Annotated in this window: 24 protein-coding genes; 14 read left to right on the top strand and 10 right to left on the bottom strand. The window is 67.4% G+C overall.

Annotated features, from left to right (window positions below):
* The first annotated feature begins 68 nt into the window (after positions 1-68).
* The 7 genes from BAY15_RS17725 to BAY15_RS17755 all read left to right on the top strand — a co-directional run bounded on the left by BAY15_RS17725 (position 69) and on the right by BAY15_RS17755 (position 6,858).
* The gene (locus tag BAY15_RS17725) at positions 69-554 is read left to right on the top strand and encodes a DUF962 domain-containing protein (protein ID WP_068854295.1); all 486 of its coding nucleotides are present in this window, start codon (positions 69-71) and stop codon (positions 552-554) included.
* A 345-nt stretch (positions 555-899) separates the two neighbouring features.
* Positions 900-3,728: a monovalent cation/H+ antiporter subunit A gene (locus tag BAY15_RS17730; protein ID WP_068854296.1), complete on the top strand. Its 2,829-nt coding sequence runs from the start codon at positions 900-902 to the stop codon at positions 3,726-3,728.
* On the top strand, positions 3,728-4,114 hold the full coding sequence (locus tag BAY15_RS17735) for a Na+/H+ antiporter subunit C (protein ID WP_068854297.1): 387 nt from the start codon (positions 3,728-3,730) through the stop codon (positions 4,112-4,114). Before BAY15_RS17730 ends, BAY15_RS17735 begins: the two co-directional genes overlap by 1 nt.
* On the top strand, positions 4,111-5,646 hold the full coding sequence (locus tag BAY15_RS17740) for a monovalent cation/H+ antiporter subunit D (protein WP_068854298.1): 1,536 nt from the start codon (positions 4,111-4,113) through the stop codon (positions 5,644-5,646). The genes BAY15_RS17735 and BAY15_RS17740 overlap by 4 nt, the downstream gene beginning before the upstream one ends.
* A complete protein-coding gene (locus BAY15_RS17745; protein ID WP_068854299.1) occupies positions 5,643-6,146 on the top strand; it encodes a Na+/H+ antiporter subunit E in 504 nt (167 codons plus the stop codon). Before BAY15_RS17740 ends, BAY15_RS17745 begins: the two co-directional genes overlap by 4 nt.
* On the top strand, positions 6,143-6,427 hold the full coding sequence (locus BAY15_RS17750) for a K+/H+ antiporter subunit F (RefSeq protein WP_068854300.1): 285 nt from the start codon (positions 6,143-6,145) through the stop codon (positions 6,425-6,427). The genes BAY15_RS17745 and BAY15_RS17750 overlap by 4 nt, the downstream gene beginning before the upstream one ends.
* Entirely contained in the window at positions 6,424-6,858 is a 435-nt protein-coding gene (locus BAY15_RS17755; RefSeq protein WP_068854301.1) for a Na+/H+ antiporter subunit G, read from the top strand. The genes BAY15_RS17750 and BAY15_RS17755 overlap by 4 nt, the downstream gene beginning before the upstream one ends.
* A gap of 19 nt (positions 6,859-6,877) precedes the next feature.
* Here the strand turns inward: BAY15_RS17755 and BAY15_RS17760 are convergent, their stop codons facing one another.
* A complete protein-coding gene (locus tag BAY15_RS17760) occupies positions 6,878-7,828 on the bottom strand; it encodes a sodium:calcium antiporter (RefSeq protein WP_068854302.1) in 951 nt (316 codons plus the stop codon).
* A gap of 77 nt (positions 7,829-7,905) precedes the next feature.
* The gene (locus BAY15_RS17765) at positions 7,906-8,529 is read right to left on the bottom strand and encodes a hypothetical protein (RefSeq protein WP_068854303.1); all 624 of its coding nucleotides are present in this window, start codon (positions 8,527-8,529) and stop codon (positions 7,906-7,908) included.
* Positions 8,530-8,661: 132 nt separating this feature from the next.
* Here BAY15_RS17765 and BAY15_RS17770 point away from each other — a divergent pair, with 132 nt between their 5' ends.
* Positions 8,662-9,210 carry a hypothetical protein gene (locus tag BAY15_RS17770; protein ID WP_068854852.1) on the top strand — a complete coding sequence of 183 codons (549 nt, stop codon included), beginning with the start codon at positions 8,662-8,664 and terminating at the stop codon, positions 9,208-9,210.
* A 21-nt stretch (positions 9,211-9,231) separates the two neighbouring features.
* On the opposite strand, the gene hmgA is transcribed toward BAY15_RS17770, so the two are convergent.
* Both hmgA and hppD read right to left on the bottom strand, forming a co-directional pair.
* Positions 9,232-10,533, bottom strand: coding sequence for a homogentisate 1,2-dioxygenase (hmgA, locus tag BAY15_RS17775; RefSeq protein WP_068854304.1), 1,302 nt, complete (start codon positions 10,531-10,533; stop codon positions 9,232-9,234).
* Between the two features lie 23 nt (positions 10,534-10,556).
* Entirely contained in the window at positions 10,557-11,672 is a 1,116-nt protein-coding gene (gene hppD, locus BAY15_RS17780; RefSeq protein WP_068854305.1) for a 4-hydroxyphenylpyruvate dioxygenase, read from the bottom strand.
* 129 nt (positions 11,673-11,801) lie between these two features.
* Between hppD and BAY15_RS17785 the strand changes: the two genes are divergently transcribed.
* Entirely contained in the window at positions 11,802-12,293 is a 492-nt protein-coding gene (locus BAY15_RS17785) for a MarR family winged helix-turn-helix transcriptional regulator (RefSeq protein ID WP_068854306.1), read from the top strand.
* Here BAY15_RS17785 and BAY15_RS17790 read toward each other — a convergent pair whose 3' ends face one another.
* From BAY15_RS17790 to BAY15_RS17805, 4 genes are all read right to left on the bottom strand, one after another.
* Entirely contained in the window at positions 12,294-13,415 is a 1,122-nt protein-coding gene (locus BAY15_RS17790; RefSeq protein ID WP_068854307.1) for a hypothetical protein, read from the bottom strand.
* A 154-nt stretch (positions 13,416-13,569) separates the two neighbouring features.
* Positions 13,570-14,175, bottom strand: a complete 606-nt coding sequence (locus tag BAY15_RS17795; protein ID WP_099047423.1) for a thioredoxin family protein — start codon at positions 14,173-14,175, stop codon at positions 13,570-13,572.
* A gap of 8 nt (positions 14,176-14,183) precedes the next feature.
* Complete coding sequence (locus BAY15_RS17800; RefSeq protein ID WP_068854309.1) at positions 14,184-15,686, bottom strand: peptide MFS transporter; 1,503 nt, start codon at positions 15,684-15,686, stop codon at positions 14,184-14,186.
* Positions 15,687-15,928: 242 nt separating this feature from the next.
* A complete protein-coding gene (locus BAY15_RS17805; RefSeq protein WP_068854310.1) occupies positions 15,929-16,807 on the bottom strand; it encodes a tryptophan 2,3-dioxygenase in 879 nt (292 codons plus the stop codon).
* 336 nt (positions 16,808-17,143) lie between these two features.
* Between BAY15_RS17805 and pdhA the strand changes: the two genes are divergently transcribed.
* From pdhA to BAY15_RS17825, 4 genes are read left to right on the top strand one after another with little or no spacing between them, the layout of a single operon-like run.
* Complete coding sequence (pdhA, locus tag BAY15_RS17810) at positions 17,144-18,226, top strand: pyruvate dehydrogenase (acetyl-transferring) E1 component subunit alpha (RefSeq protein ID WP_068854311.1); 1,083 nt, start codon at positions 17,144-17,146, stop codon at positions 18,224-18,226.
* Entirely contained in the window at positions 18,219-19,286 is a 1,068-nt protein-coding gene (locus BAY15_RS17815) for an alpha-ketoacid dehydrogenase subunit beta (protein ID WP_068854312.1), read from the top strand. The genes pdhA and BAY15_RS17815 overlap by 8 nt, the downstream gene beginning before the upstream one ends.
* 1 nt (position 19,287) lies before the next feature.
* Positions 19,288-19,641, top strand: coding sequence for an SH3 domain-containing protein (locus tag BAY15_RS17820; protein ID WP_068854313.1), 354 nt, complete (start codon positions 19,288-19,290; stop codon positions 19,639-19,641).
* Positions 19,638-21,044 carry a dihydrolipoamide acetyltransferase family protein gene (locus BAY15_RS17825; RefSeq protein WP_068854314.1) on the top strand — a complete coding sequence of 469 codons (1,407 nt, stop codon included), beginning with the start codon at positions 19,638-19,640 and terminating at the stop codon, positions 21,042-21,044. The genes BAY15_RS17820 and BAY15_RS17825 overlap by 4 nt, the downstream gene beginning before the upstream one ends.
* A gap of 74 nt (positions 21,045-21,118) precedes the next feature.
* Here the strand turns inward: BAY15_RS17825 and BAY15_RS17830 are convergent, their stop codons facing one another.
* Positions 21,119-21,751 (bottom strand): NAD-dependent dehydratase, encoded by a 633-nt coding sequence (locus BAY15_RS17830; RefSeq protein WP_068854315.1) that lies wholly within the window; start codon positions 21,749-21,751, stop codon positions 21,119-21,121.
* 135 nt (positions 21,752-21,886) lie between these two features.
* Between BAY15_RS17830 and BAY15_RS17835 the strand changes: the two genes are divergently transcribed.
* Positions 21,887-23,440: a GGDEF domain-containing protein gene (locus tag BAY15_RS17835; protein WP_068854316.1), complete on the top strand. Its 1,554-nt coding sequence runs from the start codon at positions 21,887-21,889 to the stop codon at positions 23,438-23,440.
* A 75-nt stretch (positions 23,441-23,515) separates the two neighbouring features.
* Here the strand turns inward: BAY15_RS17835 and BAY15_RS17840 are convergent, their stop codons facing one another.
* Positions 23,516-24,457: a DUF808 domain-containing protein gene (locus BAY15_RS17840; RefSeq protein ID WP_068854317.1), complete on the bottom strand. Its 942-nt coding sequence runs from the start codon at positions 24,455-24,457 to the stop codon at positions 23,516-23,518.
* Positions 24,458-24,483: the final 26 nt, after the last annotated feature.

Raw genomic sequence — 24,483 nt, forward strand, 5'->3', positions numbered from 1 at the left:
CTCCGCTCTACCCGCCCCGCCCTACCCGTCCGCTGTCGGGAGTATTCTGTGGTCACTCCGGAGGCTCAATGTCCACGACGACCCAGCTTGTGCGGCCCATCGACCGCTATTTCGCCAGCTATTCAGACGATCACCGCAATACGCTGAACCAGCGCATCCATGTGGTGGCGGTGCCGGCAATCCTGTGGTCGGTCATTGCCCTGCTCTGGTGCCTGCCGCCGCTGATCACCTGGTTCCAGTACGGGGTCTGGGCCGGCCTGGCGATGTTTACCGCGTGGTGCTTCTACAACCGCCTGTCGCGCCGGTTGGGCCTGGGCATGCTCGCTTTCTTCTTTATATGCGGCTGCACCTGCCGGCTGCTGGAAGCCGAGATCGGGCTGTCCAACCTGGCCTGGCTGGGGCTGGGCGTGTTCGTGGTGGCCTGGGTCGCGCAGTTCATCGGCCACAAGTTCGAGGGGCGCAAGCCCAGCTTCCTGACCGACCTGACCTATCTGCTGATCGGGCCGGCCTGGGTGATGGCCAAGGCGTACCGGAAGTTCGACCTGGCGTATTGACCGGCCCAACCTGAACGAAATGGATGCTCACTCCTGCTGCACGGCAGCGGGTCCAGCATGGCGGTGGACGCGATCCGGGGAGGGTGGTTCGTTCATCTGCGCGGTGGCTGACGCGCGGGCGGAGCCCCTGTCGTTGCTGGGCTGAACGGTAGCGAGATCACTCATGGCGCAAAGTGCCGGCAAGGTTTCCATACGGCGCTGAACAACCCCGAATGGACCACCCTGCCGACAGCAAAAAGATGAATCACGCACGTTGCCTGCAGTTGATGGCGTAATCGGGTATATCGGCGACAAATCCCCGCCTGTTAGACTGAAAGGCCTGCTCGTGAATCCCGCATTCCCTGCATGAATCCCAGCCTTCTCCTGCTGCTCGCCCTGCCCTTCCTGCTGGCGGTGGCGGTCATTGTGTTCCGCCACAGTTCCCGTGCCACTGCCGCCTGGCTGGCTGCGGCCGCCCCCGTGGGCGGGCTGGCGCTGCTCGCGACGATGACCCCCGCGATCCTCGATGGCGGGGTGGTGCGCAGTTTCGGGGACTGGCTGCCGCAGATCGGGCTGGCCTTCTCGGTGCGCCTGGATGGGCTGACCTGGATGTTCGCCGGCATGGTGCTGGCCATCGGCGCGCTGGTGGTGATGTACGCGCACTATTACCTGAGCGCGAAGGACAACGCGCACCGCTTCTACTGCTACCTGCTGCTGTTCATGGGCGCCATGCTGGGCATGGTGCTGTCAGGCAACCTGTTGCTGCTGATGGTGTTCTGGGAAATGACCAGCATCAGCTCGTTCCTGCTGATCGGCTTCTGGTCGCACCGCCAGGATGCCCGCGAGGGCGCGCGGATGGCGCTGGTGGTGACCGGCGGCGGCGGCCTGGCCCTGCTCGGTGGCGTGCTGCTGATCGGCCGCATCGTCGGCAGTTTTGAACTGGACGCGGTGCTGGCCGCCGGCGATGTGATCCGTGCCAGCCCGCTGTACCCGTGGGCCCTGTTCCTGGTGCTGGCGGGCATCTTCACCAAGAGCGCGCAGTTCCCGTTCCACTTCTGGCTGCCACATGCCATGGCCGCGCCGACCCCGGTGTCGGCCTACCTGCATTCGGCCACCATGGTGAAGGCCGGCGTGTTCCTGCTGGCCCGGCTGCACCCGGCGCTGGCCGGTACCGACCTGTTCTTCTATACGGTCAGCGGGATCGGCGCGCTGACCCTGCTGATCGGCGCCTGGAACGCGATCTTCCAGCACGACCTGAAAGGGCTGCTGGCCTATTCGACGATCTCGCACCTGGGCCTGATCACCCTGCTGTTCGGCCTGTCCACGCCGATGGCGGTGGTGGCCGGCGTGTTCCACATCCTCAACCACGCCACCTTCAAGGCCTCGCTGTTCATGGCCGCCGGCATCATCGACCATGAAACCGGCACGCGCGACATGCGCAAGCTGGGTGGCCTGCGCCGGTTGATGCCGTTCACCAGCGCGCTGGCGATCATCGCCTCGCTGGCCATGGCCGGCATTCCGCTACTCAACGGCTTCCTGTCCAAGGAAATGCTGTTCGCCGAGGCCATTACCGCGCAGGGACCGGAACCGATGCGCATCGCCGTGTCGATCGCCGCGCTGCTGGCCGGCGTGCTGGGCGTGGCCTACAGCCTGCGCTTCGTGCATGACACCTTCTTCGGCCAAGGCCCGCATGACCTGGACCGGGTGCCGCACGAGCCGCCGCGCTTCATGAAGGTGCCGGTGGAGGTCCTGGTGGTGCTGTGCGTGGCGGTGGGCGTAGCCCCGGCGATCACTGTGGCCCCGATCCTGCACGCGGCAGCCTCCTCGATCCTGGGCCCGGCCATGCCGGCCTACAGCCTGTCGGTCTGGCACGGCTTCAACATGCCGCTGATGATGAGCATCGCAGGTGTACTGGGCGGCATCGCCCTGTACTTCGGTCTGCGCCGGCTGATCAACCTGCATGCGGTGGTCAGCCATGCCATCGGGCGCAACCTGTTCCACAAGCAGCTGGACCTGGTGTTCGGCTTCGCCCACCGGCTCACCCAGGGCCTGGCCAACGGCAGCCTGCAGCGCATGCTGATGGCGCTGGTGGTGGTGGCGATCATCGTGGCCGCCGCCCCGTTCGTGGCCAATCCGGTGTCGCCCAACTGGCCTTCGCCGCAGCCGATTCCGTTGCTGGGCTGGGCGCTGTGGGCGGTGATGATGGCCTGCGCGCTGGGCGCGCTGTTCGTCTATCGGCAGCGCCTGCTGGCAGTGCTGGTCGCCGGTGGCGTGGGCCTGATGGTGTCGCTGACCTTCGTGTTCCTGTCCGCGCCGGACCTGGCGTTGACCCAGCTGCTGGTGGAGATGGTGACGCTGGTGCTGATGCTGCTGGGCATGAACTACCTGCCGGCGCAGTCGCCGCCGGAGAAGTCGCGCTGGCGCAAGCGCCGGGACGCATTGATCGCGGTGATCGGTGGTGGCGGCCTGGCCGCCATGGCCTACAGCGCGATGACCCTGCCGCCCAACACCATGGCCGGCGAACTGCTGGCGCGTGCGCTGCCCGAAGCGTACGGCGAAAACGTGGTCAACGTGATCCTGGTGGACTTCCGTGGCTTCGATACTTTCGGTGAGATCACCGTGTTCGGCATCGCCGCCCTGGTGGTGCACGCCATGCTGCGGCGTTCGCGGATGGCGCCGGAGCAGATCATGCCGGGCCCGCCGATCAAGCTGCCGGTACCGGCCGACCTGGCCCAGGTGATGTTCCCGTTGACGCTGACGGTATCGATCTTCCTGTTCCTGCGCGGCCACAACGCGCCCGGCGGCGGTTTCATCGCCGGCCTGGTGCTGGCGGTGCCGCTGCTGATCCAGTACGTCATCCAGGGCACCACCTCGGTGGAATCGCGCTTCGGCTTCGATTACATCCGTTGCATCGGCGCGGGCCTGCTCATCGCCATCGTCAGCGGCTGTGCCTCGATGCTGTTCGGGGTGCCGTTCCTGACCAGCGGGCACCTGGACCTGGAGCTGCCGCTGATCGGCACGGTGCCGTTGGCCAGCGCGGTCGGCTTCGATACCGGCGTGTACCTGGTGGTGTTCGGCGGGGCGATGCTGATCCTGTCGATGATGGGCACGGTGAAACCGTCGCGCACCCGCAACTCGCGCAAGGGCGAGATCGATCCCAACAACCGTTCGGCACGTACCGGGGAGACCCACTGATGGAACTGGCCCTGGCAAGCGCGATCGGCGTACTGGCTGCGATCGGCATCTACCTGCTGCTGCGCGCGCGCAGCTTCGACGTCATCCTCGGCATGACCTTCCTGTCCTACGCGACCAACCTGCTGATCTTCTCCGGCGGCCGCCTGGTGACCGGGAAGGCGCCGGTGCTGAAGGAAGGCGTGGACAGCACGCTGGGCAACTACACCGATCCGCTGCCGCAGGCACTGGTGCTGACCGCGATCGTCATCGCCTTTGCGATGACTGCCGTGAGCATCGTGCTGGCCATGCGCAGCCGCAGCGACAACCACAGCGACCACGTCGACGCGCACGAGGATGAGGCTGCAGAGCTGGCCGATACCGCGCCCGGCCGGGAGGGTGGCCCGTGAACCATGCGGTGATCCTGCCCATCCTGATTCCACTGTTCGGTGCGGCCTGTTCGCTGTTCGTCGAACACCGCCGCTACGGCCCCAAGGTGCAGCGCACGGTGGCCTGGACCACGCTGGCCGCGCTGGCGGCGTCGGTGGCCCTGCTGTTCGCGCAGACCGCCGATGGGACCATCGCGGTGTACCTGCTGGGCGACTGGCCCTCGCGGCTGGGCATCGCGTTGGTGGCCGACCGTCTGTCCAGCTGGATGCTGCTGACCACGCTGCTGCTGGCCATCCCGTGCCTGCTGCACGCCTGCTCGGGCTGGGACCGGCGCGCACCGCATTTCCATGCGCTGTTCCAGTTCCAGCTGGTGGGCCTCAACGGTGCCTTCCTCACCGGCGACATCTTCAACCTGTTCGTCTTCTTCGAGGTGATGCTGATCGCCTCCTACGGCCTGCTGCTCAGTGGCGGACGCGGGCTGCGCATGCGCATCGGCCTGCACTACGTGGTGTTCAACGTCACCGCGTCCACGCTGTTCCTGATCGCATTGGGGCTGCTGTACGCCTCGCTGGGCTCGCTCAACATGGCCGAACTGTCCCAGCGCATCGCCGAGGTGCCGCCCACCCACCTGACCCTGGTGAAGGCAACGCTCGGCCTGCTGCTGCTGGTGTTCTGCAGCAAGGCCGCACTGATGCCACTGTACCTGTGGCTGCCCGAAGCCTATGCGCGGGCGCCGGCCGCCGTGGCGGCGCTGTTTGCGATCATGACCAAGGTCGGCCTGTACGCGATGCTGCGGGTGAGCTCGCTGTGGTTCGGCGAAGACGCAGGCGCCATGGCCGGCTATGGCTCCCAGTGGCTGTTCTGGGCCGGCGTGGCCACGCTGATCCTGGGTGGGCTGGGCGTGCTTGCCGCCGCGCGCCTGCGCGTGCTGATCTCCTACCTGGTGGTGGTATCGGCGGCCACGCTGTTCATCGCCTTCTCGATCCGCACCCCGCAGGTGCTGTCGGCGGGCCTGTATTACCTGCCGCACAGTACGTTCGTGGCGGCCGCCCTGTTCCTCATCGCCGACCTGATCCGCCGCCGCCGCGGTGGCGCCAGTGACCGCAAGGAAATCATCGCGCCGATGCCCGGCAAGGAAACCCCGGCGGTGCTGTTCCTGATCGCCGCGGTGTCGGTGGCCGGCCTGCCGCCGCTGTCCGGCTTCCTGGCCAAGGCGGCGCTGCTGGCCGGCATGCCGGCCGCCTACACGGGAGTGGTCTGGGCGGCGGTGCTGGGCAGCAGCCTGATGGTGATCGTGGGCATCACCCGCGGCGGCATCCGCCTGTTCTGGCGGGTGCCGGTGCTGGAGGAGGGCGTACCCCCGCCGCGCAAGGCGCCCACCCGCACCGTGGAGCTGTTCGCCGCCGCGCTGCTGCTCTGCTACGGCATCGGCATGAGCGTGTTCGCCAACCCGTTGATGCAGTACACCGACGCCATGGCCACGCAGCTGCTCACGCCGCAGGATTACGTGGGCGGACTGCGTGCGACCACGCCGGAGATCCGCCAGCCATGAGCCGCCGCCCGTTCCTTCGCCGCCTGTTCCCCTCGACCTCGCTGAGCGTGATGGTCACCGGCTTCTGGGTGCTGATGTCCGACAGCTTCACCCTGGGCCAGATCCTGCTCGGCATGCTGCTGGGCGTTGTGGTGCCGCTGTTCGCCGCGCGGCTGGACCGCGAGTTCGCGCGCATCGGCTCGCTGCGACCGTTGCCCAAGCTGATCTGCGTGACGCTGTGGGACATCCTGGTCTCCAACATCCGCGTGGCGGTGCAGGTACTGGGCCCGGAGCGCCGCATCCACCCGGGCTTCATCTGGCTGCCGCTGGACATCGCCAACATCCACGGCATCGCCGCGCTCACCAGCATGATCACCCTGACCCCGGGTACGGTGTCGGCCGCGTTGTCCGATGATCGCCGCTACCTGCTGGTGCATGTGCTGCACCTGGACGATCCCGACGAACTGATCCGGCAGATCAAGCACCGTTACGAAGCCCCGCTGATGGAGATTTTCCCATGACCGGTTTCACCTTCATCCAGACCACCATGGCCGTGTGCATGCACGTGGTCGGGCTGGCCATGCTGCTGGCCACCTGGCGCCTGCTGCGCGGCCCGACCGTGCCCGACCGGATCCTGGCGCTGGACACGCTGTCGGTGACCGCCATCGCCGAGCTGATGCTGTTCGGCATGTACCTCAATTCGGCGGTGTATTTCGAAGCGGCGCTGGTGATCGCGATGCTGGGCTTTGGCAGCACCGTGGTGCTCAGCAAGTTCGTGCTGCGCCGGGACATCGTCGAATGATCACCTTCATCCAGGTCGCGCTGTCGCTGCTGCTGCTGTTTGGCTGCTTCTTCATCCTGGTCGGCGCGCTGGGACTGGTGAAGCTGTCCACGTTCTTCAAGCGCCTGCATGCACCGACCAAGGCCAGCACCTTGGGCGTTGGCTGCGTGCTGGCCGGTTCGGTGCTGTACCACATCTTCCTGGGCGAAGACCCGCAGCCGCGGGAGCTGCTGATCACCGTGTTCCTGTTCATCACCGCACCGATCAGCGCACACATGATGGCCAAGGCGGCGCTGTCGCTGATGATGGAAAAGCGGCCGAGCCTGCCCGGGCACGAGACCGCGAAGGAAGAGCAGTTGCCGCCGCCGTTGCCGCGCAATGTGGCAGAGGGGCGCGATGACGACGAACGCGTCGCCACGCGCACGGATCCTGGCGCGCCCCCGGAGTCGTAGGGGCACGCCATGCGTGTCCTTACCCGATCAGCGCAAGCTCCAGCGCGATCCACGCCACGAACGCCACCAGCAGGATCCCGCCCTCGCGACGGCTGATGGTCAGGTCGCCCTTGAGCATCGGGTACAGCACCAGCACGAAGGCGATCGCTGCCGGCAACTCCAGCTTCACGAACGATTCGGGCAGCGCCAGCGGGCGCAGCGCGGCCATGCCGCCGACCACGACCAGCAGGTTGAACAGGCTGGAGCCGATCACGTGGCCCAGCACCATGTCACCCTGCCCACGGCGCGCGGCGACGATCGCGGCAGCGACTTCCGGCAGCGCGGTACCGATGGCCACCGGCAACAGGCCCACCAGCAGCGGCGACCAGCCCAGGCTGGCGCCCATCACCGGCGCGGCACCCACGACCCAGCGCGCGCCGTAGTAGAGGCACGCGGCGGCGAACACCACCCGCAGCACATTGAGGAACAGGCCGGTGCGGGTCATCGCATAGCCGGCAATCGCTTCACGTACCGGCTCGGATTCGCGCCGACCGTACCGCAGCACGAAGGCCAGCAGCCCAACGAAGCCGAGCAGCAGCAAGCCGCCTTCCCAGCGCGCGATCACCCCGTCCAACCAGAATACGATCAGCGCCAGGCTGGCGACCGCCAGCAGCACCAGCAACGGCGAGAGCAGGCGTGCCCGCACCAGCAGCGGCGTGGCGAGTGCCGCCAGCGCCAGGGTCAGGCCTACATTCACGATGTTGCTGCCGACCGCGTTGCCCAGCGCCAGCTCCTCGGCGCCGACCACGAACGCGCGGGCGTTGACCACCAGCTCGGGCAGGGAGGTACCGAAGGTCACCAGCAGCAACCCCGCCACGAAAGGAGAAGCACCGAAGCGCTGGGCCAGCCCGGAGGCGGCCTTGACGATGGAGTCACCCCCGAGTGCAAGCAGCAGCAGGCCCAACAGGAACCAGGCAGTGGCAGCGATCATCAGTGGATCCCCAGGTGGCGTGGCCCGATTCTAGGGCCAGTCATGGCGCGGCGTACAACCCGGCCCCGTGCCGTGGCTCAGGAGCAGCCTTCCACGTAATCCACCTGCGGGGTCTTCCCGACCCGCCAGGCGGTGACGTTGCCATCGCCGTTGATCTCGAAGTTGACGATCGCCCCGCCCTCGGCGGCCGGGCGCACGCGCAGGTTGTGGCCCTTCTCGTCGTACTTGTGCGGGGTCAGGTCGCCGCGATCGGGGTACAGCGTCTGCAGCTGGCCCAGCGACATGCCGACCTTGCCACCGCCCGGTGCCACGATGCGGTCGTTGCGCACGTCGTAACGCACCAGCCGCTTGCCCTCGAGCATCAGGATCACGTCATCGGCCTGGCTGCCCTGCGGGCGCAGCGCGTGGCAATAGTCATCGGGAACGTCACCCTGCAAGGGCTCCTTCCAGGCGGTGCGGACCTCGTCCAGGCTTGCCCCCAGGGTCAGCGGGCCATACCCATCCAGGCGCGCAGGACCCTGCGCCGCAGCATCTGCGGCGGGTGCAGTGGCCGTGGTTGCGGGTGCCGCAGGTGCCGTCGCGTCTGCGGCCGGCTCCACCACCGCTGCTTCGGCGTCGGCCGACGGGGGCTCTGGATGGCGGTCGCAGCCCGCCAATGCGATTGCGATACCGAGTGCCAACACGCTTGCCAGCTGCTTCATATGCACGCCCTCCTGTCAGTGGCTCGCAGGCTAGCGTGGGGGACGTGCAGCGCGTGCATACATATCGTGCTTGTCATCACAGTTACACCTGTGGCGTTCAGGCTCGGCCTGCACCGCTTCGACCCCACGCCCATGCAACCGCGCAAGACCGACCTCGCCCGTGACGCCCTGCAGGCCCATCGCGCGCCCCTGGACATGCGCCAGCGGCGCCTGCTGATCCTGTGCGATGGCCAGCGCGACCTGTCCCAACTCACCGCGATGATCGGGCCGGAAGCATCAGCGATGGTGATCCAGCTGATCCAAGCTGGCTATCTGATGTCCACCGCGCCGCCCGAGCCCATGCCGGCGCCGGTGCCGGTGCCGGATGCACCGACCGCTGCGAGCCCGGTCCCGACCAGTGCTGCGCCCGTCACCGAGCGCCGCCGCTCGCTGGTGGCCGCGCGCATCTACCTGCTGGGCATTCTCGAACTGCAGCGGCACCCGCAGGCCGCCGCGGTGTTGCACACCCTGCAGCAGGCACGCAGCGACGAGCAGGTGGTGGCCGCGCTCGGCAGTGCCCTCGACGCGCTGCCCGGGCTGACCTCCGCTGGCTATTGCGAGCGCGTACGCCAGCGCCTGTTCGAGGTGCTGCCGGAGGCACATCTGGCACAGCTGGAGCAGGCCGGCGCGGTTGCCGGCTGATCGCCGCCGGCGCGTGCGTGATTACGCCCGGAAGTTCTTCTTCAGTCCCTGCCAGCAGTGCTGATAGCCACGCTGGCGGTGCGCCGCGTCCATCGCCTGCGCGGTGGGGCGAATCACGCCACGCGTTTCGAACATGAAGGCCATGGTGTCCTTGATTACGTCGGGCCGGCTCAGGTCGGCAGCGGACGCTTTCTCGAACGTGGCAGCATCCGGGCCGTGGCCGCTCATGCTGTTATGCAGGGAGGCGCCACCGGGCACGAAACCTTCGGCCTTCGCGTCGTAGGCGCCGTGGATCAGCCCCATGAACTCGCTGGCGATGTTGCGATGGAACCACGGCGGCCGGAAGGTGTCCTGGGCCACCAGCCAGCGCGGCGGGAAGATCGCGAAATCCATGTTGCTGGTGCCCGGGGTATCGCTGGGCGAATGCAGCACCAGGAAGATCGACGGGTCCGGGTGGTCGTGGCTGATCGAGCCGATGGTGTTGAAGCGGCGCAGGTCATAGCGGTAGGGCGCGTAGTTGCCGTGCCAGGCCACCACGTCCAGCGGTGAGTGATCGATGTCCGCACGCCACAGCTGGCCCTGGAACTTGGCGATCAACTCGAAGGCACCCTCGACGTCTTCGTACGCCGCGTGCGGCGTTTCGAAATCGCGCGGGTTGGCCAGTCCGTTCGACCCGATCGGGCCGAGGTCCGGCAGTTTCAGCAGCGCACCGAAGTTTTCGCAGACGTAACCGCGCGCCTGCCCATCCGGCAGTTCCACGCGGAAGCGCACCCCGCGTGGGATCACCGCGATCTGCTGCGGTTCGATCTCGATCGCGCCCAGCTCGGTCAGCAATCGCAGGCGTCCCAGTTCCGGCACGATCAGCAGTTCGCCATCGGCGTCGTAGAAGTAGCGCCCCTGCATGTCCGCAGTGGCGGCATACAGGTGGATGCCGACGCCGCCATGCGCGTCGGGCGAACCATTGCCGCCCATGGTGTACAGGCCGTCGACGAAGTCGGTCGGCGCGGAGGGCAGCGGCAGCGGATCCCAGCGCAGCTGGTTGGGCGACACCGCCCCCTGCGCGAAATCGCTGTGCAGGCGCGGCTGCGCATAGGGCTGGAATTCCCCATGCGTGACCGCCGGGCGGATCCGGTACACCCAGCTGCGCCGGTTGCTGCCGCGCGGCGCGGTGAACGCCGTGCCCGACAGCTGTTCGGCGTACAGGCCATGCGCCACCCGCTGCGGCGAGTTGCGGCCCACCGGCAGCGCGCCGGGAACCGCTTCACTGGCGAATTCGTTGCCGAAACCGGTCTGGTAGCCGCGCGATTCGAGGGAGGTGGGCATTGTCGGAGGTCCGTTTTCGTGGATTACAGCACGCCGCGCTTGATCTGGTCGCGCTCGATGCTTTCGAACAGCGCGGTGAAGTTGCCTTCGCCAAACCCTTCATTGCCCTTGCGCTGGATGATCTCGAAGAAGATCGGGCCGATGCAGTTGGTGGTGAAGATCTGCAGCAGCTTGCGCTGCTTGGTCTCCGGATCCGCATCGATCAGGATCTTGTTCTTCGCCAGCCGCGCCACGTCTTCACCATGGCCGGGCACGCGCATGTCGATGACCTCGAAATACGTTTCCGGCGTATCCAGGAACGCCACGCCCTGCGCACGCATCGCCTCGACGGTGTCGTAGATGTTTTCGGTGAAGCAGGCGATGTGCTGGATGCCCTCGCCCTTGTAGGCGTCCAGGTATTCGTTGATCTGGCTCTTCGGGTCGGACGATTCATTGAGCGGAATGCGCACGATGCCATCCGGTGCGGTCATCGCCTTGGACACCAGGCCGGTCTTGAGGCCCTTGATGTCGAAGTAGCGGATCTCTCGGAAGTTGAACAGGCGCTCGTAGTAGTCCGACCACTGCTGCATGTTGCCGAAGTACAGGTTGTGGGTCAGGTGGTCGATGAAGGTCAGGCCGAAACCGACCGGATTCTGGTCCACGCCGTCGATCGGAGCGTAGTCGGTATCGAACATGCTGCCGGCGGCGCCATAACGGTCCACCAGGTACAGCATGCAGTCGCCGATGCCCTTGATGACCGGGGCCGGCACCGCCTTGCTGTCCGGCTTGAAGTCGATCGCTTCGGCACCGTTGCCGAGCGCCATCTGGAACACCTCATCGCCCGGCTTCTGGAAGCGGATGGCGAAGCCACAGGCGCACGGGCCGTGCTTCTCGGCGAAGTCCGAGGCGAACGAATCGGGCTCTTCGTTGACCAGGAAGTTCACTCCGCCCTGGCGGTACACGGTGATGGCGCGCTGCTTGTGGCGCAGCACGGCAGTGAAGCCCATCTTGCGGAAGTACTCGTGGAGCTCGGCGCCACGACCGGCCGGCGCGGCGAATTCAACGAATTCGAACCCGTCGATGCCCATCGGGTTCTCGAAGGTGGTGACCTGCATGCCCGGGTTGGGGGCGTGCGACGCGGTTGCGGGCTGGCTGCTCATGACGTGGCTCCAAAGCGGCCCACCCCCGGAAAAAAACCAGGTGCGGGCGGAAGGCAGACCCGCGAGAATGCGGAGTCCGGAAAGAAGGTTATAGTTTCACATGAAACCACCATCAAGGTGCACCGCAGCATGAGCCCACCCGATCCCAGCAGCCAGACCATCCGTGCCACGCACGCCCTGCTCGACCTGGAGCAGTTCCTGCCGTACCGGCTGAGCGTTTTGTCCAACCGGGTCAGCGGCAACATCGCCAAGCTGTATGGGGACCGTTACGGCCTGGCGATTCCCGAATGGCGGGTGATCACCATCCTGGCGCTGTACCCGGGCTCATCGGCGAGCGAGGTCTCCGACCGCACCGCGATGGACAAGGTGGCGGTCAGCCGGGCCGTGGCCAGACTGCTCGAACGCGGCTTCATCAAGCGTGAAACCCACGGTGATGACCGCCGTCGTTCGGTGCTGGCGCTGTCGGCGGCCGGGTTCGAGGTCTACGAGACCATCGCCCCGCTGGTGATCGAGATCACCCGCAAGCTGATGTCGGTGCTGAGCGAGGACGAGGAGCAGATGCTGGAGAAGCTGATCCTGCGCCTGGCCGGCGAAGGCCTGCAGCGGATGGATGAAGGCTGATCAGCTGAGGTGCTTGCGCCTGGCGTGTACCCAGGGCGCGGCCAACGCGCCGATGGCGCCAGCGGCCAGGCCCAATGATGCCGCCACCGCAGCGGCTTCCAGCGCGCCGGGAAGGGCCAGCGCGGCGATCACCAGCAGCGCGGCCGGCAGCGCGATGAAGGTGGCCAGGAAATAGCGCCAGCGCGGCGCCCAGGTCCCGACCTGAAGCAGGCTGACCGGCATCCAGGTTTCGCCCGAGGCATCTTCGGCGATCTTGGCGACCACCTTGGGCAGGTCCACTTCGACCGGGCCCTTGCCGGTCCGCGCGGTGGCCAGCGCGCGCGCCACCTCGTCGACCGCCGGATACGACGTCGGCCACGTCATGGGCGCGGTGACCCCATAGGCGGTCAGCAGCGGCACGCTCAACCACGGCGCCAGCAGCGGCCGCAGCTTGCGCCGGTCCAGCACGCACCAGACCTGGGCGATGCCATTGGCCACCACGCTGTACAGGGCCAACTGGCCCGGCTCCGGGTACGGCAGCACGTGTACCCGCGCCGCCATGCTGGTGTAGCCCATATCCCGCAGGAAGCCGGGCCGGGTCCGGCCCTCGTGCGCCCAGGCCAGGCCCAGCGGCGCGACCAGGTAGGCCTCCGCCGGGTCCTTCACGCCTGCCGTGGCGCGGTCGTCGCTGGCCAGGAAGAATGCCAGCGATTTCGGTTCGGCCACATCGGCCTGGCTCCAGCGGCCGCTGTCGCCCAGCACGTGTTTGAGCGGCAGCCGCGCGGGCGCGGTTTCGGCCTTGGTGGCGTTGTGCAGGTAGGGCAGCACCGAGAGCACGAAGCTCTGCAGGTCCACCCCGCGCGTGCCGGTGCCCTGCCATTCGCTGGGCAGCAGGCCCAGCAGCGCCGGGTTGCGGGCCAGCTGGTCGAGTTGGGACTTCTGTTCAACCAGCTTCTGCACTGCCGCCTTGAGCAGCACGTTGTCGGGAACCGACACCTGCGGCAGGCGGTACAGGGTGGCGGCTACGTCCGGGATGTCGGTTTCGCCAGCATGGGCCGACGCGTCGTCCAGCAGCACCTCCGCTGGCGGCAGGCTCACGCCGGTCGGTGCGTCCAGGGTGCTATCGGAAGTTCCAGGCTGCATGCGCTTCGATCCATGAGGTCCTTGGAAATAGCGGCAGGAAACCGGGTAACTGTAGAGCGGACCGGTGGTCCGCTGGCGTTGATTCATCCGTTGCGCCAAGAGCAGCGGACTGACAGTCCGCTCTACCGGCGTGGTCTGCAGGGTGCGTTTTTTTTCAGGGCGCCTTCGGTGGCGCCCATTCCTTCATGAAGGCGAAGAAGCGTTCGCGGTTGTAGCCCTTCGGCTGGCCCTTGTCGGCCTCCAGCTCGCCGGTGAACTGCGAATGCAGCAGCGTGCCCTGCGCATCCAGCACGAACAGGTGCGGGTAGCCCTTGATCTGCGGGAACTGCGACAGGAACGCGGCGTTCTCGTTGTCTTCGCTGTAGTTGACCTTCATCCAGACGTAGTTGGCATCGCGGAAGCTGCGGATCTCCGCATCGCCCTCGATGAACGCGTCCAGAAGGTGGCACCACGAGCACCACTCCCCACCCACGTCCAGCACGATCCGCTTGCCGCCGCGCTGGGCCTCGACCTTGGCCGTGGCCAGGTCGGCGACCGGGTCGCGGGCCGGATCGAACTGCGCGTTGAGCCCGGCGACCGCGGCGACATCCGCCGCGGCCGGGGTGTTGCCCGACGCCACCGGCTGGCTGGGATCGGCCACCGGCGGCGTCTGTTCGGTGGTGTCCAGCGGCTGCGCAGGCGCGGCGGTGGGTGCCGACGGCGAGCAGGCGGCCAGCAGGCCGGCCACGATCATCGGGGACCACCACGTGTTCATGCGCATGGCAGGCCTCACTTGACGCCGTGCATCAGCTTGTTGATCAGCGGGGCGATCAGGAACAGCACCGCGCCCGAACCAATCAACGCCCAGAAACCGAAGGTGTAGCCCTTCAGCGCGGACTCGACGGTCATGCCGCCTTCGCCGCTCACCGCGCCGGCAAAGATGCCCGACAGGTTGTTGCCGATGCCGGTGGACAGGAACCAGCCGCCCATGCCGAAGCCGACCAGGCGCACCGGTGCCAGCTTGGTCACCATCGACAGACCGATCGGCGACAGGCACAGCTCACCGACCGACTGGATGACGTAGACCATGAACAGCGTCCAGAACGGGATCTTGCCGTCGACGACCATCGACGACAGTGCCAGCATCAGCAGCGCGAAGGCCGCGCCGTTGAACAGCAGGCCCAGGCCGAACTTGCGCGGAATGGACGGATTGGCACGGCCCAGCTTGATCCAGGTCCAGGCCACGATCGGGGCCAGGGTGATGATCGCCACCGAGTTGACCGACTGGAACCACGCCGTCGGGAAGGTCCAGCCACCCAGGTTGCGGTTGACGATGTTGTCGGCCAGGAAGGTGAAGGAGCTGCCGGCCTGTTCGAAGAACATCCAGAACATGACGTTGAAGGCGAAGATGATCAGCATCGCGATTACGCGGTCGCGCTGCACCTTGCCCTCGCGGATGCCTTCCACCAGCAACAGCACCGCCAGCGCCACGAACAGCACCCCGAGGATCCAGGCCAGCGCGGTAGCGCCGGTGGACAGCAGGAAGTAGGCGACCGGAATGGCGACCAGCGAACCGATGAACACCATCACCACGCGGCCCATGCCTTCGGCACCGACCGGCGGCGCACCGATCCCCTTCAGGCCGGCGCGGCCGACGTAGAACCACACCAGGCTGAGCAGCATGCCGATGCCCGAGGCGATGAACACCATCTTGTAGGACGGCATCGCTTCGGTACCGAAGACCTTCTCGGCAAGGAACTGGGTAAGCACCGGGGCGATCATCGCGCCGACGTTGATGCCCATGTAGAAGATGGTGAAGCCCGAATCGCGGCGCTCATCCTTCAGGCCGTACAGCTTGCCGACCATGGTGGAGATGTTCGGCTTGAACAGGCCGTTGCCGATGATGATCGTGGCCAGGCCGAACTCGAACACTTCCTTGTTGGGCATGGCCACCATGAACAGGCCGGCGGCCATGATCACCGCGCCGGTCAGGATCGAGCGCTGGTACCCCAGCACGCGGTCGGCCACGTAGCCACCGAAGATGGCCGCGGCATACACCAGGGCCAGGTAGGCACCGTAAGTGCGGCTGGCCGCAGCCTGCCCGGCCGCGTCGCCGTCGAAGAACTGGGCCACGATGTACAGCACCAGCGCCCAGCGGATCCCGTAGAACGCGAAGCGCTCCCAGAACTCGGTCATGAACAGCATCCACAGCGGGCGCGGGTGGCCCAGCGTGGTCTTGAACTCCGGCAACGCCGGTTCGGGAACGGATTTCGCGGCGGCGTCTACGCTCATGCGGGATTCCTGGGTTCGGTGGAAGACATGCACGTCCGATGTGCGAAACAACGCGGGAGAATCCCAGAACAACGGCGTTCACGTCAAATACACACCGATGTGTGCAGCTGGCCGCATGGTCGCTGAACTTGCATCTGCAACTACCGCCCCGCAGCCGCCAGCGCAGCAACGGCGGGGCTTCCAGCACCGTACGGTGGATGCCACGGGAATACATGAATAGGCCCGGGAACCGGCACGCCGGCTCAGGCGTCCGGCGGCATCGGGTCGTCGTTGCGGATCGTGGTGCGCACCTGGAACAGTTCCGGGAAGAAGGTCAGCTCCAGCGCCTGGCGCAGGAACCCCACCCCGCTGGAACCACCGGTGCCGCGCTTGAAGCCGATCACCCGCATCACGGTGCGCATGTGGCGGAAGCGCCAGAGCTGGAAGGCGGTTTCCAGGTCCACCAGGTCCTCGCACAGCGCGTACTCGCGCCAGTAGCGGTCGGTGTTCTGGTAGATCCGCTCGAACACCGGGTGCAGCGCATCGTCGGCCACGTGCGGCTGCCGCCAGTCGCGGTCGATGTAACCGGCCGGAATGGCGTGGCCGAAGCGGGCCAGGTAGCGCAGGAATTCCTCGTACAGGCTGGGCGCGTCCAGCACCTGCTGCAGCTGTGCCTGGCCTTCCGGGTCGTGCGAGAACACCTGCAGCATCTGCGCGTTCTTGTTGCCCAGCAGGAACTCGATGTAGCGGTACTGCAGCGACTGGAAGCCCGACGACGGGCCGAGCACGTCGCGGAACCCCATGTATTCCGACGGGGTCAGCGTTTCCAGCACCGACCACTGTTCGGTCAGCTGGCGCAGCACCAGCTTGCTGCGCGCCAGCACCTTCTGGCACTGCCAGACCTGGTCGCGCTGCAGGAAGCCCATCGCCGCACGCAGCTCATGCCCCAGCAGCTTCAGCCACAGCTCCGAGGTCTGGTGCTGGATGATGAAGAGCATCTCGTCGTGGTGGGGCGGATTGGACAGCGGCTGCTGCGCCGAGAGCAGCTGGTCCAGCCGCAGGTAGCCGCCGTAGGTCAGGCGCCCCTCCAGGTCGGTGTGGATACCGGCTTCAAGGTCGCGTTGGTTCTTGTCGACAGACATGGCGGGGGCCGCTGGAGGGGGCCAAAAGGGTAGCGCACCGCCTGCACCTGCGGGGGGTGTCTGCCATGCGCAGGCGTGTGGTGGGCGGGCGGGTACCCGATTCTGCGCGGCAGGCCGGTGGGGCCCGGCCCCCGCCCCCCCTCCGGCACGGTCCGCTCATGCCCCGTTGATACAACTGAATACGTTGAAGCCATTGGCCTTCCGGGCCCCTGATGGGGTATACCGGGCCGATGTCCCCCGGGACAGTTGCTGCGCCGCAGGACGGCTTTTTCGTACGCCTTCCTTAACATGGCAATTCATATCATTTGTAACTTCCTGTCGAAGGTGCAGTACGCAATGACGGTTGCCGCTGAGTTCAAGATCGAATACCTGCAGTACCTGGACACGGACGGCACGCTCGTCCGCGATGACCTGCCCGAAGCCCTGCGCGACCCGCGCGCGCTGCTGCCGATGTTCAAGCAGATGCTGTTCGTGCGCGTGTTCGACGGCAAGTCGATCGCGTTGCAGCGCACCGGCAAGCTGGGTACCTACGCCGCCTGCCTGGGCCACGAAGCCGCGCATGTCGGCATCGGCGCTTCCATGCAGAAGGACGACGTGTTTGCCCCGTCCTACCGTGAGTACGGCGCGATGTTCATGCGCGGCGTGCGCCCGCGCGACGTTCTGATGTACTGGGGCGGCGACGAGCGTGGCAACGACTACGGCGGCAACGCGGCCAAGGACTTCCCGTTCTGCGTGCCGATTTCCACCCAGTGCCTGCACGCCGCCGGCGCGGCGCTGAAGTTCAAGCTCAACCAGGAAAAGCAGATCGCCGTGGCTGTCTGCGGTGACGGTGGCAGCTCCAAGACCGACTTCTATGCCGCACTGAACTCGGCCGGTGCTTACAAGCTCCCGCTGATCCTGTGCATCGTCAACAACGGCTGGGCCATCTCGGTTCCGCGTTCGGCCCAGACCGGTGCCGAAACGCTGGCGCAGAAGGGCCTGGCCGGTGGCCTGCACTGCCTGCAGGTGGACGGCAACGACCTGATCGCGGTGATGGCCGCCATGCTGCAGGCGCGCGAGCGCGCGCTGGCCGGCGACGGCGGCACCGTGCTGGAACTGATGACCTACCGCCTGTCCGACCACACCACCGCCGATGACGCGCGCCGCTACCGCGACGATGCCGAGGTCAAGGATGCCTGGCAGCGCGAGCCGATGCTGCGCCTGCGCAAGTACCTGATCGGTGCCGGCGTGTGGAGCGAGGAAGAGGAACAGGCCTGGACCGTGGAATGCGGCAAGCGCGTGGATGAAGAGGTGAACCTGTACCTCAACACCCCGGTGCAGCCGGTCGAGGCGATGTTCGACTTCCTGTATGCCGATCCGCCGCAGGACCTGCTGGCCCAGCGCGCACAGGCGATTGCTTTGGAGCAGCGCCATGGATGAGATCAAGAACGGCGCGCCCGGCGCGCAGACCAACGCCGCCGACAGCGCTGCCATCGCGCGCGGAGAAGAGAGCATGACCACCACGCCCATCACCCTCATCGAAGCCATCACCCAGGCGCTGGCGTGGGAGCTGGAACACGACAAATCGGTGCTGGTGCTGGGTGAGGACGTCGGCGTCAACGGCGGCGTGTTCCGCGCCACCGCCGGCCTGCAGCAGCGCTTCGGCGCCGACCGCATCCTGGACACCCCGCTGGATGAAACCACCATCGCCGGCCTGACCATCGGCCTGGCCGCGCAGGGCATGAAGCCGGTGGCCGAAGCCCAGTTCGATGGCTTCATGTACCCGATGGTGGACCACATCATCTGCCACGCCGCGCGCCTGCGTTACCGCACCCGTGGCCGCCTGCACTGCCCGATGGTGCTGCGCGTGCCGTGGGGCGGCGGCATCCGCGCGCCGGAACACCACAGCGAAGCCAACGAGGCGATCTTCACCAACGTGCCGGGCCTGCGCGTGGTGCTGCCGTCCTCGCCGCAGCGCGCCTACGGCCTGCTGCTGGCCGCGATCCGCGAACCGGATCCGGTGATCTACATGGAACCCAAGCGCATCTATCGCCAGTACAAGGAAGTGGTGGTCAACGATGGCGAAGCGCTGCCGCTGGACGTCTGCTTCGTGCTGCGCGACGGCACCGACGTGACCCTGGTGACCTGGGGCGCGCAGGTGAAGGAAGCGCTGGAAGCGGCCGACAAGCTGGCCGGCGAAGGCATCAGTGCCGAAGTGATCGACGTGGCCACGCTGCGCCCGCTCGACTTCGCCACCATCGCCGAATCGGTGGCCAAGACCGGACGCTGCGTGATCGTGCAGGAGGCCCCCAAGACCGCGGGCTTCGGCGCCGAGATCGCCGCGCGCCTGGCCGAGGAATCGCTGTACGACCTGCTGGCACCGGTCGAACGTGTCACCGGCTACGACACCCACATTCCGCTGTTCCGCCTGGAAATGAAGTACCTGCCCAGCGTGGACCGGATCGTGAGCGCGGCCAAACGCGCGGTGGCGGCGGGCTGACATGCGGGCCAGACTTCTGGGCCCGTACCGCAGCCAGTACCCCAACCCGCTCCGGTTCCGCACCGGCCAGATCGTCGAACTGGGTGTTCGTGACGAGGAATGGCCGGCGTTTGCCTGGGTACGCACCGATGACGGGCGTGCCGGCTGGGCACCGGTGGCGTGGTTGCAGCTGCTGGACGATGGCCGCGCAGAGGCCCTGCGCGACTACGACGCCCGCGAACTGGACGTGGACAGCGGTGAAATGGTCAAGCTGCATCATGAACACGGCGGCTGGTGGTGGTCCGAACGCGCGAACGGCGCGACGGGCTGGCTGCCGGCCCGCGATCTCGAACTGCTGGAAGAGAACTGCACATGAGTGAGAACAAGAATTTCCACCTGCCCGACCTCGGCGAAGGCCTGCCCGACGCCACCATCGTCGAGTGGTTCGTCAAGGAAGGCGACGTGATCACGCTGGACGAGCCGCTGGTCTCGATGGAGACCGCCAAGGCCGTGGTTGAAGTGCCCTCGCCGTTCTCCGGCAAGGTGCTGAAGCTGGCCGGCGGCGCCGGCGACATCATTCCCACCGGCAGCGTGCTGGCCCAGTTCGAACTGGACCCGAACCTGCCGCAGCGCGCCGATGGCCAGGACACCGGCCACAGCCATGGCCACGCTGCCCCGGCGGCCACGCCGAGCACCGGCCAGCCCGCCCCGGCCCAGCCGGACAAGGTGGTGGCGTCCGATGACGGTGGCGAGATCGCCAAGCCGGGCGCCGAGCGCGATGACGCGGGCACCGTGGTCGGCGCGATGCAGAGCTCCAATGCCGTGCACGCCGAACAGGCGGTGGCGGTCGGCGGGGTCAAGGCCGTGCCGGCGGTGCGTGCCACCGCGCGCAAGCTGGGCGTGGACCTGGGCCGCGTGCGCGCCACCGGTGCCGATGGCGCGGTGACCATGGCCGACGTCAAGCAGGCCGCCGCCGACGGGAGCGCCAAGGTCGGCGCCGCGCCGGCGGCAGCGGCCGCTGCACCTGCAGCCGCTGCCCCGGTGGCCGCTGCCGCACCGGTCTCCCGCGCTGCCGATGCCCGCGCCCCGTTGTCGGCTGCGGGCAAGCCGATGCGTACCCAGCCGCCGGGCGTGGTCGCCAAGGGCCAGCCGGAACCGCTGAAGGGCGTGCGCCGCAACATGGCGCGGGTGATGGCCGACGCGCACAGCAAGGTCGTGCCGACCACGCTGAACGACGACGCCGATATCCACGCCTGGGTGCCGGGCAACGACGTCACCGCCCGCCTGGTGCGCGCCATCGTGGTGGGGTGCCAGAAGGTGCCGGCGCTCAATGCCTGGTTCGATGGCGATGCGCTGACCCGCACCCTGCACGCGCACGTGGACGTGGGCATCGCGGTGGACACCGACGATGGCCTGTTCGTGCCCGCCCTGCGCAATGCCGACGTGCTGGATGCGCGTGGCATCCGCGAAGGCGTGAACCGCCTGCGCGAGCAGGTGGAAGCACGTTCGATCGCGGCCTCCGAGCTGAGCGGTTACACCATCTCGCTGTCCAACTTCGGCATGTTCGCCGGCCGCTACGCGACCCCGGTCGTGGTGCCGCCGTGCGTGGCCATCGTCGGTGCCGGGCGCGCCCGCCACCAGATGACCCCGGTGATGGGCGGCGTGGAAGCGCACAAGGTGATCCCGCTGTCGGTCACGTTCGACCACCGCGCTGCCACCGGCGGTGAAGCGGCGCGCTTCCTGCGCGCGATGCTGGACGACCTGGCCCTGGCGAACTGATCCATCCGCCCGGATGTGTCTGATGCGATGGCGGCCACCCCAGGGTGGCCGTCATCGTTTTCGCGCATGGCGCATCACGCCAGTTGGGCGGATCCGATCACCTGGACGCCAAGCTGTGGTCGAAGTGCCGCTTCGACCATCGCAGCGGCGATGCGCTCGGCGGGATTGATCCGCCATGCGCGGGGCAGCACCGGCCCCAGCGCGCCCAGTACCAGGCTGGCCAGGTGCTCGCCGGTGCGGCGCTCGCTGCGCTCGCCGCCGATCAGCCCCGGTCGCACCAGGGTCAGCGACGGGTAGCCGATACCGCGCAAGTCCTGCTCCAGCCTTCCCTTCACCTGGTTGTAGAAGATCCGCGACCCAGCGTCGGCACCTTTCGCCGAGTTCAGCACGAACGCGTGCGCGCCACGTGCCCGCGCCTGCGTCGCCACCTGGAGCGGGTAGTCATGGTCGATCCGGGCAAACACCTCGCGGCTGCCGGCCTGCCGGATCGTGCTGCCCAAGGCGCAGATCACCGCGTCCACCGTCCACCAGTCCGCCTCCAGCGGCAGCTGCTCGAAGTCCACCACCGGGTTGAGCAGCGCGGGGCTGGATATCCCCAGCGCACGCCGTGTCGGCGCCACCACCGCGTCGCAGCGCCCGTCGTCCAGGAGGTGTTGCAGTACCTGCCCGCCGACCAGCCCGGTCGCGCCCACCAGCATCACCTTCATCGCATACTCCTGCCGTCCGATTCCCTACCATCGTGGCACAGCGCCGGGTTCAAGCCCGCGACACCGCCGCCGATACTGTTCCAACGTCTCCCCCCGTCCGGCGCCCGCAGCCGGTGACCCATCAGGACCCGCCGCATGAAGGACCCGCAGGACGCTCTTCCCAGCCCCAGCCCCGGCACCGCCGTGGGTCGGCTGCTGTTGCGCCGGCAGGCGAAGGACAGCGCGGCCGGCGCGGCAGCGGACGCCCCCGCGCTCAAGGGCGGCAGCAGCGCGATGCTGCAGCGCCTGTTCGCCGGGGCCGACCAGCCCGAACCACTGCTGGCCGCGTTCGCCCACGGCATGTCCACCCTGCCCGGCGAGCTGGGTGACATGGGCCTGCGCCTGCAGTCGGCGCAGCGCAGTGCCGACTGGGTCAGCTATGGCCGCGCCATGCGCCAGCTGATCGACAAGTACATCCGCACCATCGAACAGGACAGCCCCGACGGCCAGCCCGACAGCCTGCGCCTGCGCGAGCTGCTGCGCCTGACCCTGGGCGTGACCGTGGCCAGCCTGCTGCAGAACATGCCCGAGCTGAAGGACGAGCCGGTGCAGTTGGCCGCCGACCTGCGCCAATGGCATCCCGGCCAGCCACTGCAGCCGCTGGAGCTGCGGCTGCGCGAACTGACCCACCAGATCGGGGTGCGCAGTGATGGCTGGCAGGAGCAGCAGGAACTGCTGCTGAGCCTGTTCGACCTGCTGCTGGACAACATCGGCGAGCTGCTCGACGACAGCAGCTGGCTGCACGGCCAGGTGCATGCGGTGCGCGCACTGATCAGCGGGCCACTGGACCGCGACTCGGTCGAACAGGCGCGCGCCAACCTGCGCGAGGTGATCTACAAGCAGGGCCTGCTCAAGCAGGGCATCGTCGAATCCAAGGCGGCCATGAAGAGCCTGATGGGCGGCTTCATCGAGCGCCTGGACGGCATGGCGGTCAGCACCGGCGAGTACCACGACCGGATCAGCAGCTATGCGCTCGCGCTGAAGGAGGCGCGCAGCATCGCCGATCTCAACCAGCTGCTGCAGGACGTGCTGCAGGACACCGGGCGGGTGCAGGAGCAGGCCTTGCAGGCGCGCGACCATCTGGGCAACGCGCGCCGCGAGGTCGAGCAGGCCGAGGCACGCATTGCCGAACTCGAACAGGAACTGCGCGATGTGTCCGGGCTGGTGCGCACCGATCCGCTGACCGGCGCGCTCAACCGGCGCGGCTTTGACGAGCTGCTGGAACGTGAGCTGGCCCGCGCGGAGCGGCACTCACATCCGCTGGCGCTGGCGCTGCTGGACCTGGACGACTTCCACCAGACCAACAGCAGCTACGGGCATCCCGGTGGCGACGCGATCCTGCGCCACCTGGTCACGGTATGCCAGCTGCTGCTGCGCAGTACCGACACCATTGCGCGTATCGGTGGTGACGAGTTCGTGCTGCTGATGCCGGAAACCCCGGGCGCGGACAGCATGTCCACCGTGCTGCGCCTGCAGCGCTCGCTGGCGCAGCGGCCGGTGGAGCTCGACGGCCACCGGGTGCTGGTGCATTTCAGCGCGGGCCTGAGCCAGTGGCAGCCCGGCGAAACCGGCGAGGCCCTGTTGAAGCGCGCGGATGCGGCGCTGTATGCGGCCAAACGCGTAGGCAAGAACCGCGTCCAGGCTGGGTGAATCCCACCACGCAACTCGATGGTGACCGGTGACCGTGGACCGATGGTACCGTTGGGTTGTCATTGTGTTGCGTGGTCAATGCGCCGGCGTCTTCCCACGCATCTTCTGGAACGCGGTCACCGCCGCCAGCACGATCGCACCGGCCACCACACCCACTACCAGGTTCGCGCCCGCTTCCACCAGCCAGCCCCACGGCGCGACCTTGCCGGCGATGCCCAGCACGAAGTGATGCACCGCCGGCACGTTATGCACCAGGATGCCGCCGCCGACCAGGAACATGGCCAGGGTGCCGGCCACCGACAGGAACTTCATCAGCCAGGGCGCCGACGCCACCAGGCCACGGCCGAATGCCGCCATCGCCCCACCCTTCTTCGACAGGTACAGGCCCGCGTCGTCCAGCTTCACGATACCGGCCACCAGCCCGTAGACGAACACCGTCATGCCCAGCGCGATCACCACCAGCGCGGTGACCTGGTTGAGGAACGGGGCGGCCGATACCACGCCCAGCGACAACACGATGATTTCGGCCGACAGGATGAAGTCGGTGCGGATCGCCCCCTTCACCTTGTCCTTCTCCCACGCCACCATGTCGACCTTCTCGTCGGCCAGCGCCTTGAGCCGCGCCGCCTTCTGCTGTTCGTCTTCCTCCTGCGAATGCAGGAAACGGTGCGCCAGCTTTTCCACGCCTTCGTAGCAGAGGAACGCGCCACCGATCATCATCAACGGCACCACGATCGGGATCGGGAAGCCCTTGCCCTTGAGCCAGGCTTCCAGCGCGCTGATCGCCAGCGCCGCCGGCACCAGGATCGCCTTGTTCACCAGCGAGCCCTTGGCCACCGCCCACACCACCGGCAGTTCCCGGTTGGCATTGACCCCGGTCACCTGCTGCGCGTTCAGCGCCAGGTCGTCGCCCAGCACGCCGGCGGTCTTCTTGGCCGCCACCTTGGTCAATATCGAAACGTCGTCCAGCAGGGCGGCAATATCGTCGAGCAACGCAAACAGGCTGGCACCGGCCATGGCAATCCAGAAATCAGAGGGTGGCG

The sequence above is a fragment of the Stenotrophomonas rhizophila genome, from assembly GCF_001704155.1.
Taxonomy (GTDB): Bacteria; Pseudomonadota; Gammaproteobacteria; order Xanthomonadales; family Xanthomonadaceae; genus Stenotrophomonas; species Stenotrophomonas rhizophila_A.

Bases quoted from the DNA above. Each gene is read 5' to 3' on its own strand.
- BAY15_RS17760 (WP_068854302.1), bottom strand. From the start codon at position 7,828: ATGATCGCTGCCACTGCCTGGTTCCTGTTGGGCCTGCTGCTGCTTGCA.
- BAY15_RS17785 (WP_068854306.1), top strand. From the start codon at position 11,802: ATGAGCCCACCCGATCCCAGCAGCCAGACCATCCGTGCCACGCACGCC.
- BAY15_RS17765 (WP_068854303.1), bottom strand. From the start codon at position 8,529: ATGAAGCAGCTGGCAAGCGTGTTGGCACTCGGTATCGCAATCGCATTG.
- hmgA (WP_068854304.1), bottom strand. From the start codon at position 10,533: ATGCCCACCTCCCTCGAATCGCGCGGCTACCAGACCGGTTTCGGCAAC.
- BAY15_RS17770 (WP_068854852.1), top strand. From the start codon at position 8,662: ATGCAACCGCGCAAGACCGACCTCGCCCGTGACGCCCTGCAGGCCCAT.
- BAY15_RS17825 (WP_068854314.1), top strand. From the start codon at position 19,638: ATGAGTGAGAACAAGAATTTCCACCTGCCCGACCTCGGCGAAGGCCTG.
- BAY15_RS17745 (WP_068854299.1), top strand. From the start codon at position 5,643: ATGAGCCGCCGCCCGTTCCTTCGCCGCCTGTTCCCCTCGACCTCGCTG.
- BAY15_RS17730 (WP_068854296.1), top strand. From the start codon at position 900: ATGAATCCCAGCCTTCTCCTGCTGCTCGCCCTGCCCTTCCTGCTGGCG.
- BAY15_RS17725 (WP_068854295.1), top strand. From the start codon at position 69: ATGTCCACGACGACCCAGCTTGTGCGGCCCATCGACCGCTATTTCGCC.
- BAY15_RS17790 (WP_068854307.1), bottom strand. From the start codon at position 13,415: ATGCAGCCTGGAACTTCCGATAGCACCCTGGACGCACCGACCGGCGTG.
- BAY15_RS17750 (WP_068854300.1), top strand. From the start codon at position 6,143: ATGACCGGTTTCACCTTCATCCAGACCACCATGGCCGTGTGCATGCAC.
- BAY15_RS17830 (WP_068854315.1), bottom strand. From the start codon at position 21,751: ATGAAGGTGATGCTGGTGGGCGCGACCGGGCTGGTCGGCGGGCAGGTA.
- BAY15_RS17820 (WP_068854313.1), top strand. From the start codon at position 19,288: ATGCGGGCCAGACTTCTGGGCCCGTACCGCAGCCAGTACCCCAACCCG.
- BAY15_RS17795 (WP_099047423.1), bottom strand. From the start codon at position 14,175: ATGCGCATGAACACGTGGTGGTCCCCGATGATCGTGGCCGGCCTGCTG.
- BAY15_RS17805 (WP_068854310.1), bottom strand. From the start codon at position 16,807: ATGTCTGTCGACAAGAACCAACGCGACCTTGAAGCCGGTATCCACACC.
- hppD (WP_068854305.1), bottom strand. From the start codon at position 11,672: ATGAGCAGCCAGCCCGCAACCGCGTCGCACGCCCCCAACCCGGGCATG.
- BAY15_RS17755 (WP_068854301.1), top strand. From the start codon at position 6,424: ATGATCACCTTCATCCAGGTCGCGCTGTCGCTGCTGCTGCTGTTTGGC.
- BAY15_RS17840 (WP_068854317.1), bottom strand. From the start codon at position 24,457: ATGGCCGGTGCCAGCCTGTTTGCGTTGCTCGACGATATTGCCGCCCTG.
- BAY15_RS17800 (WP_068854309.1), bottom strand. From the start codon at position 15,686: ATGAGCGTAGACGCCGCCGCGAAATCCGTTCCCGAACCGGCGTTGCCG.
- BAY15_RS17815 (WP_068854312.1), top strand. From the start codon at position 18,219: ATGGATGAGATCAAGAACGGCGCGCCCGGCGCGCAGACCAACGCCGCC.
- BAY15_RS17735 (WP_068854297.1), top strand. From the start codon at position 3,728: ATGGAACTGGCCCTGGCAAGCGCGATCGGCGTACTGGCTGCGATCGGC.
- BAY15_RS17835 (WP_068854316.1), top strand. From the start codon at position 21,887: ATGAAGGACCCGCAGGACGCTCTTCCCAGCCCCAGCCCCGGCACCGCC.
- pdhA (WP_068854311.1), top strand. From the start codon at position 17,144: ATGACGGTTGCCGCTGAGTTCAAGATCGAATACCTGCAGTACCTGGAC.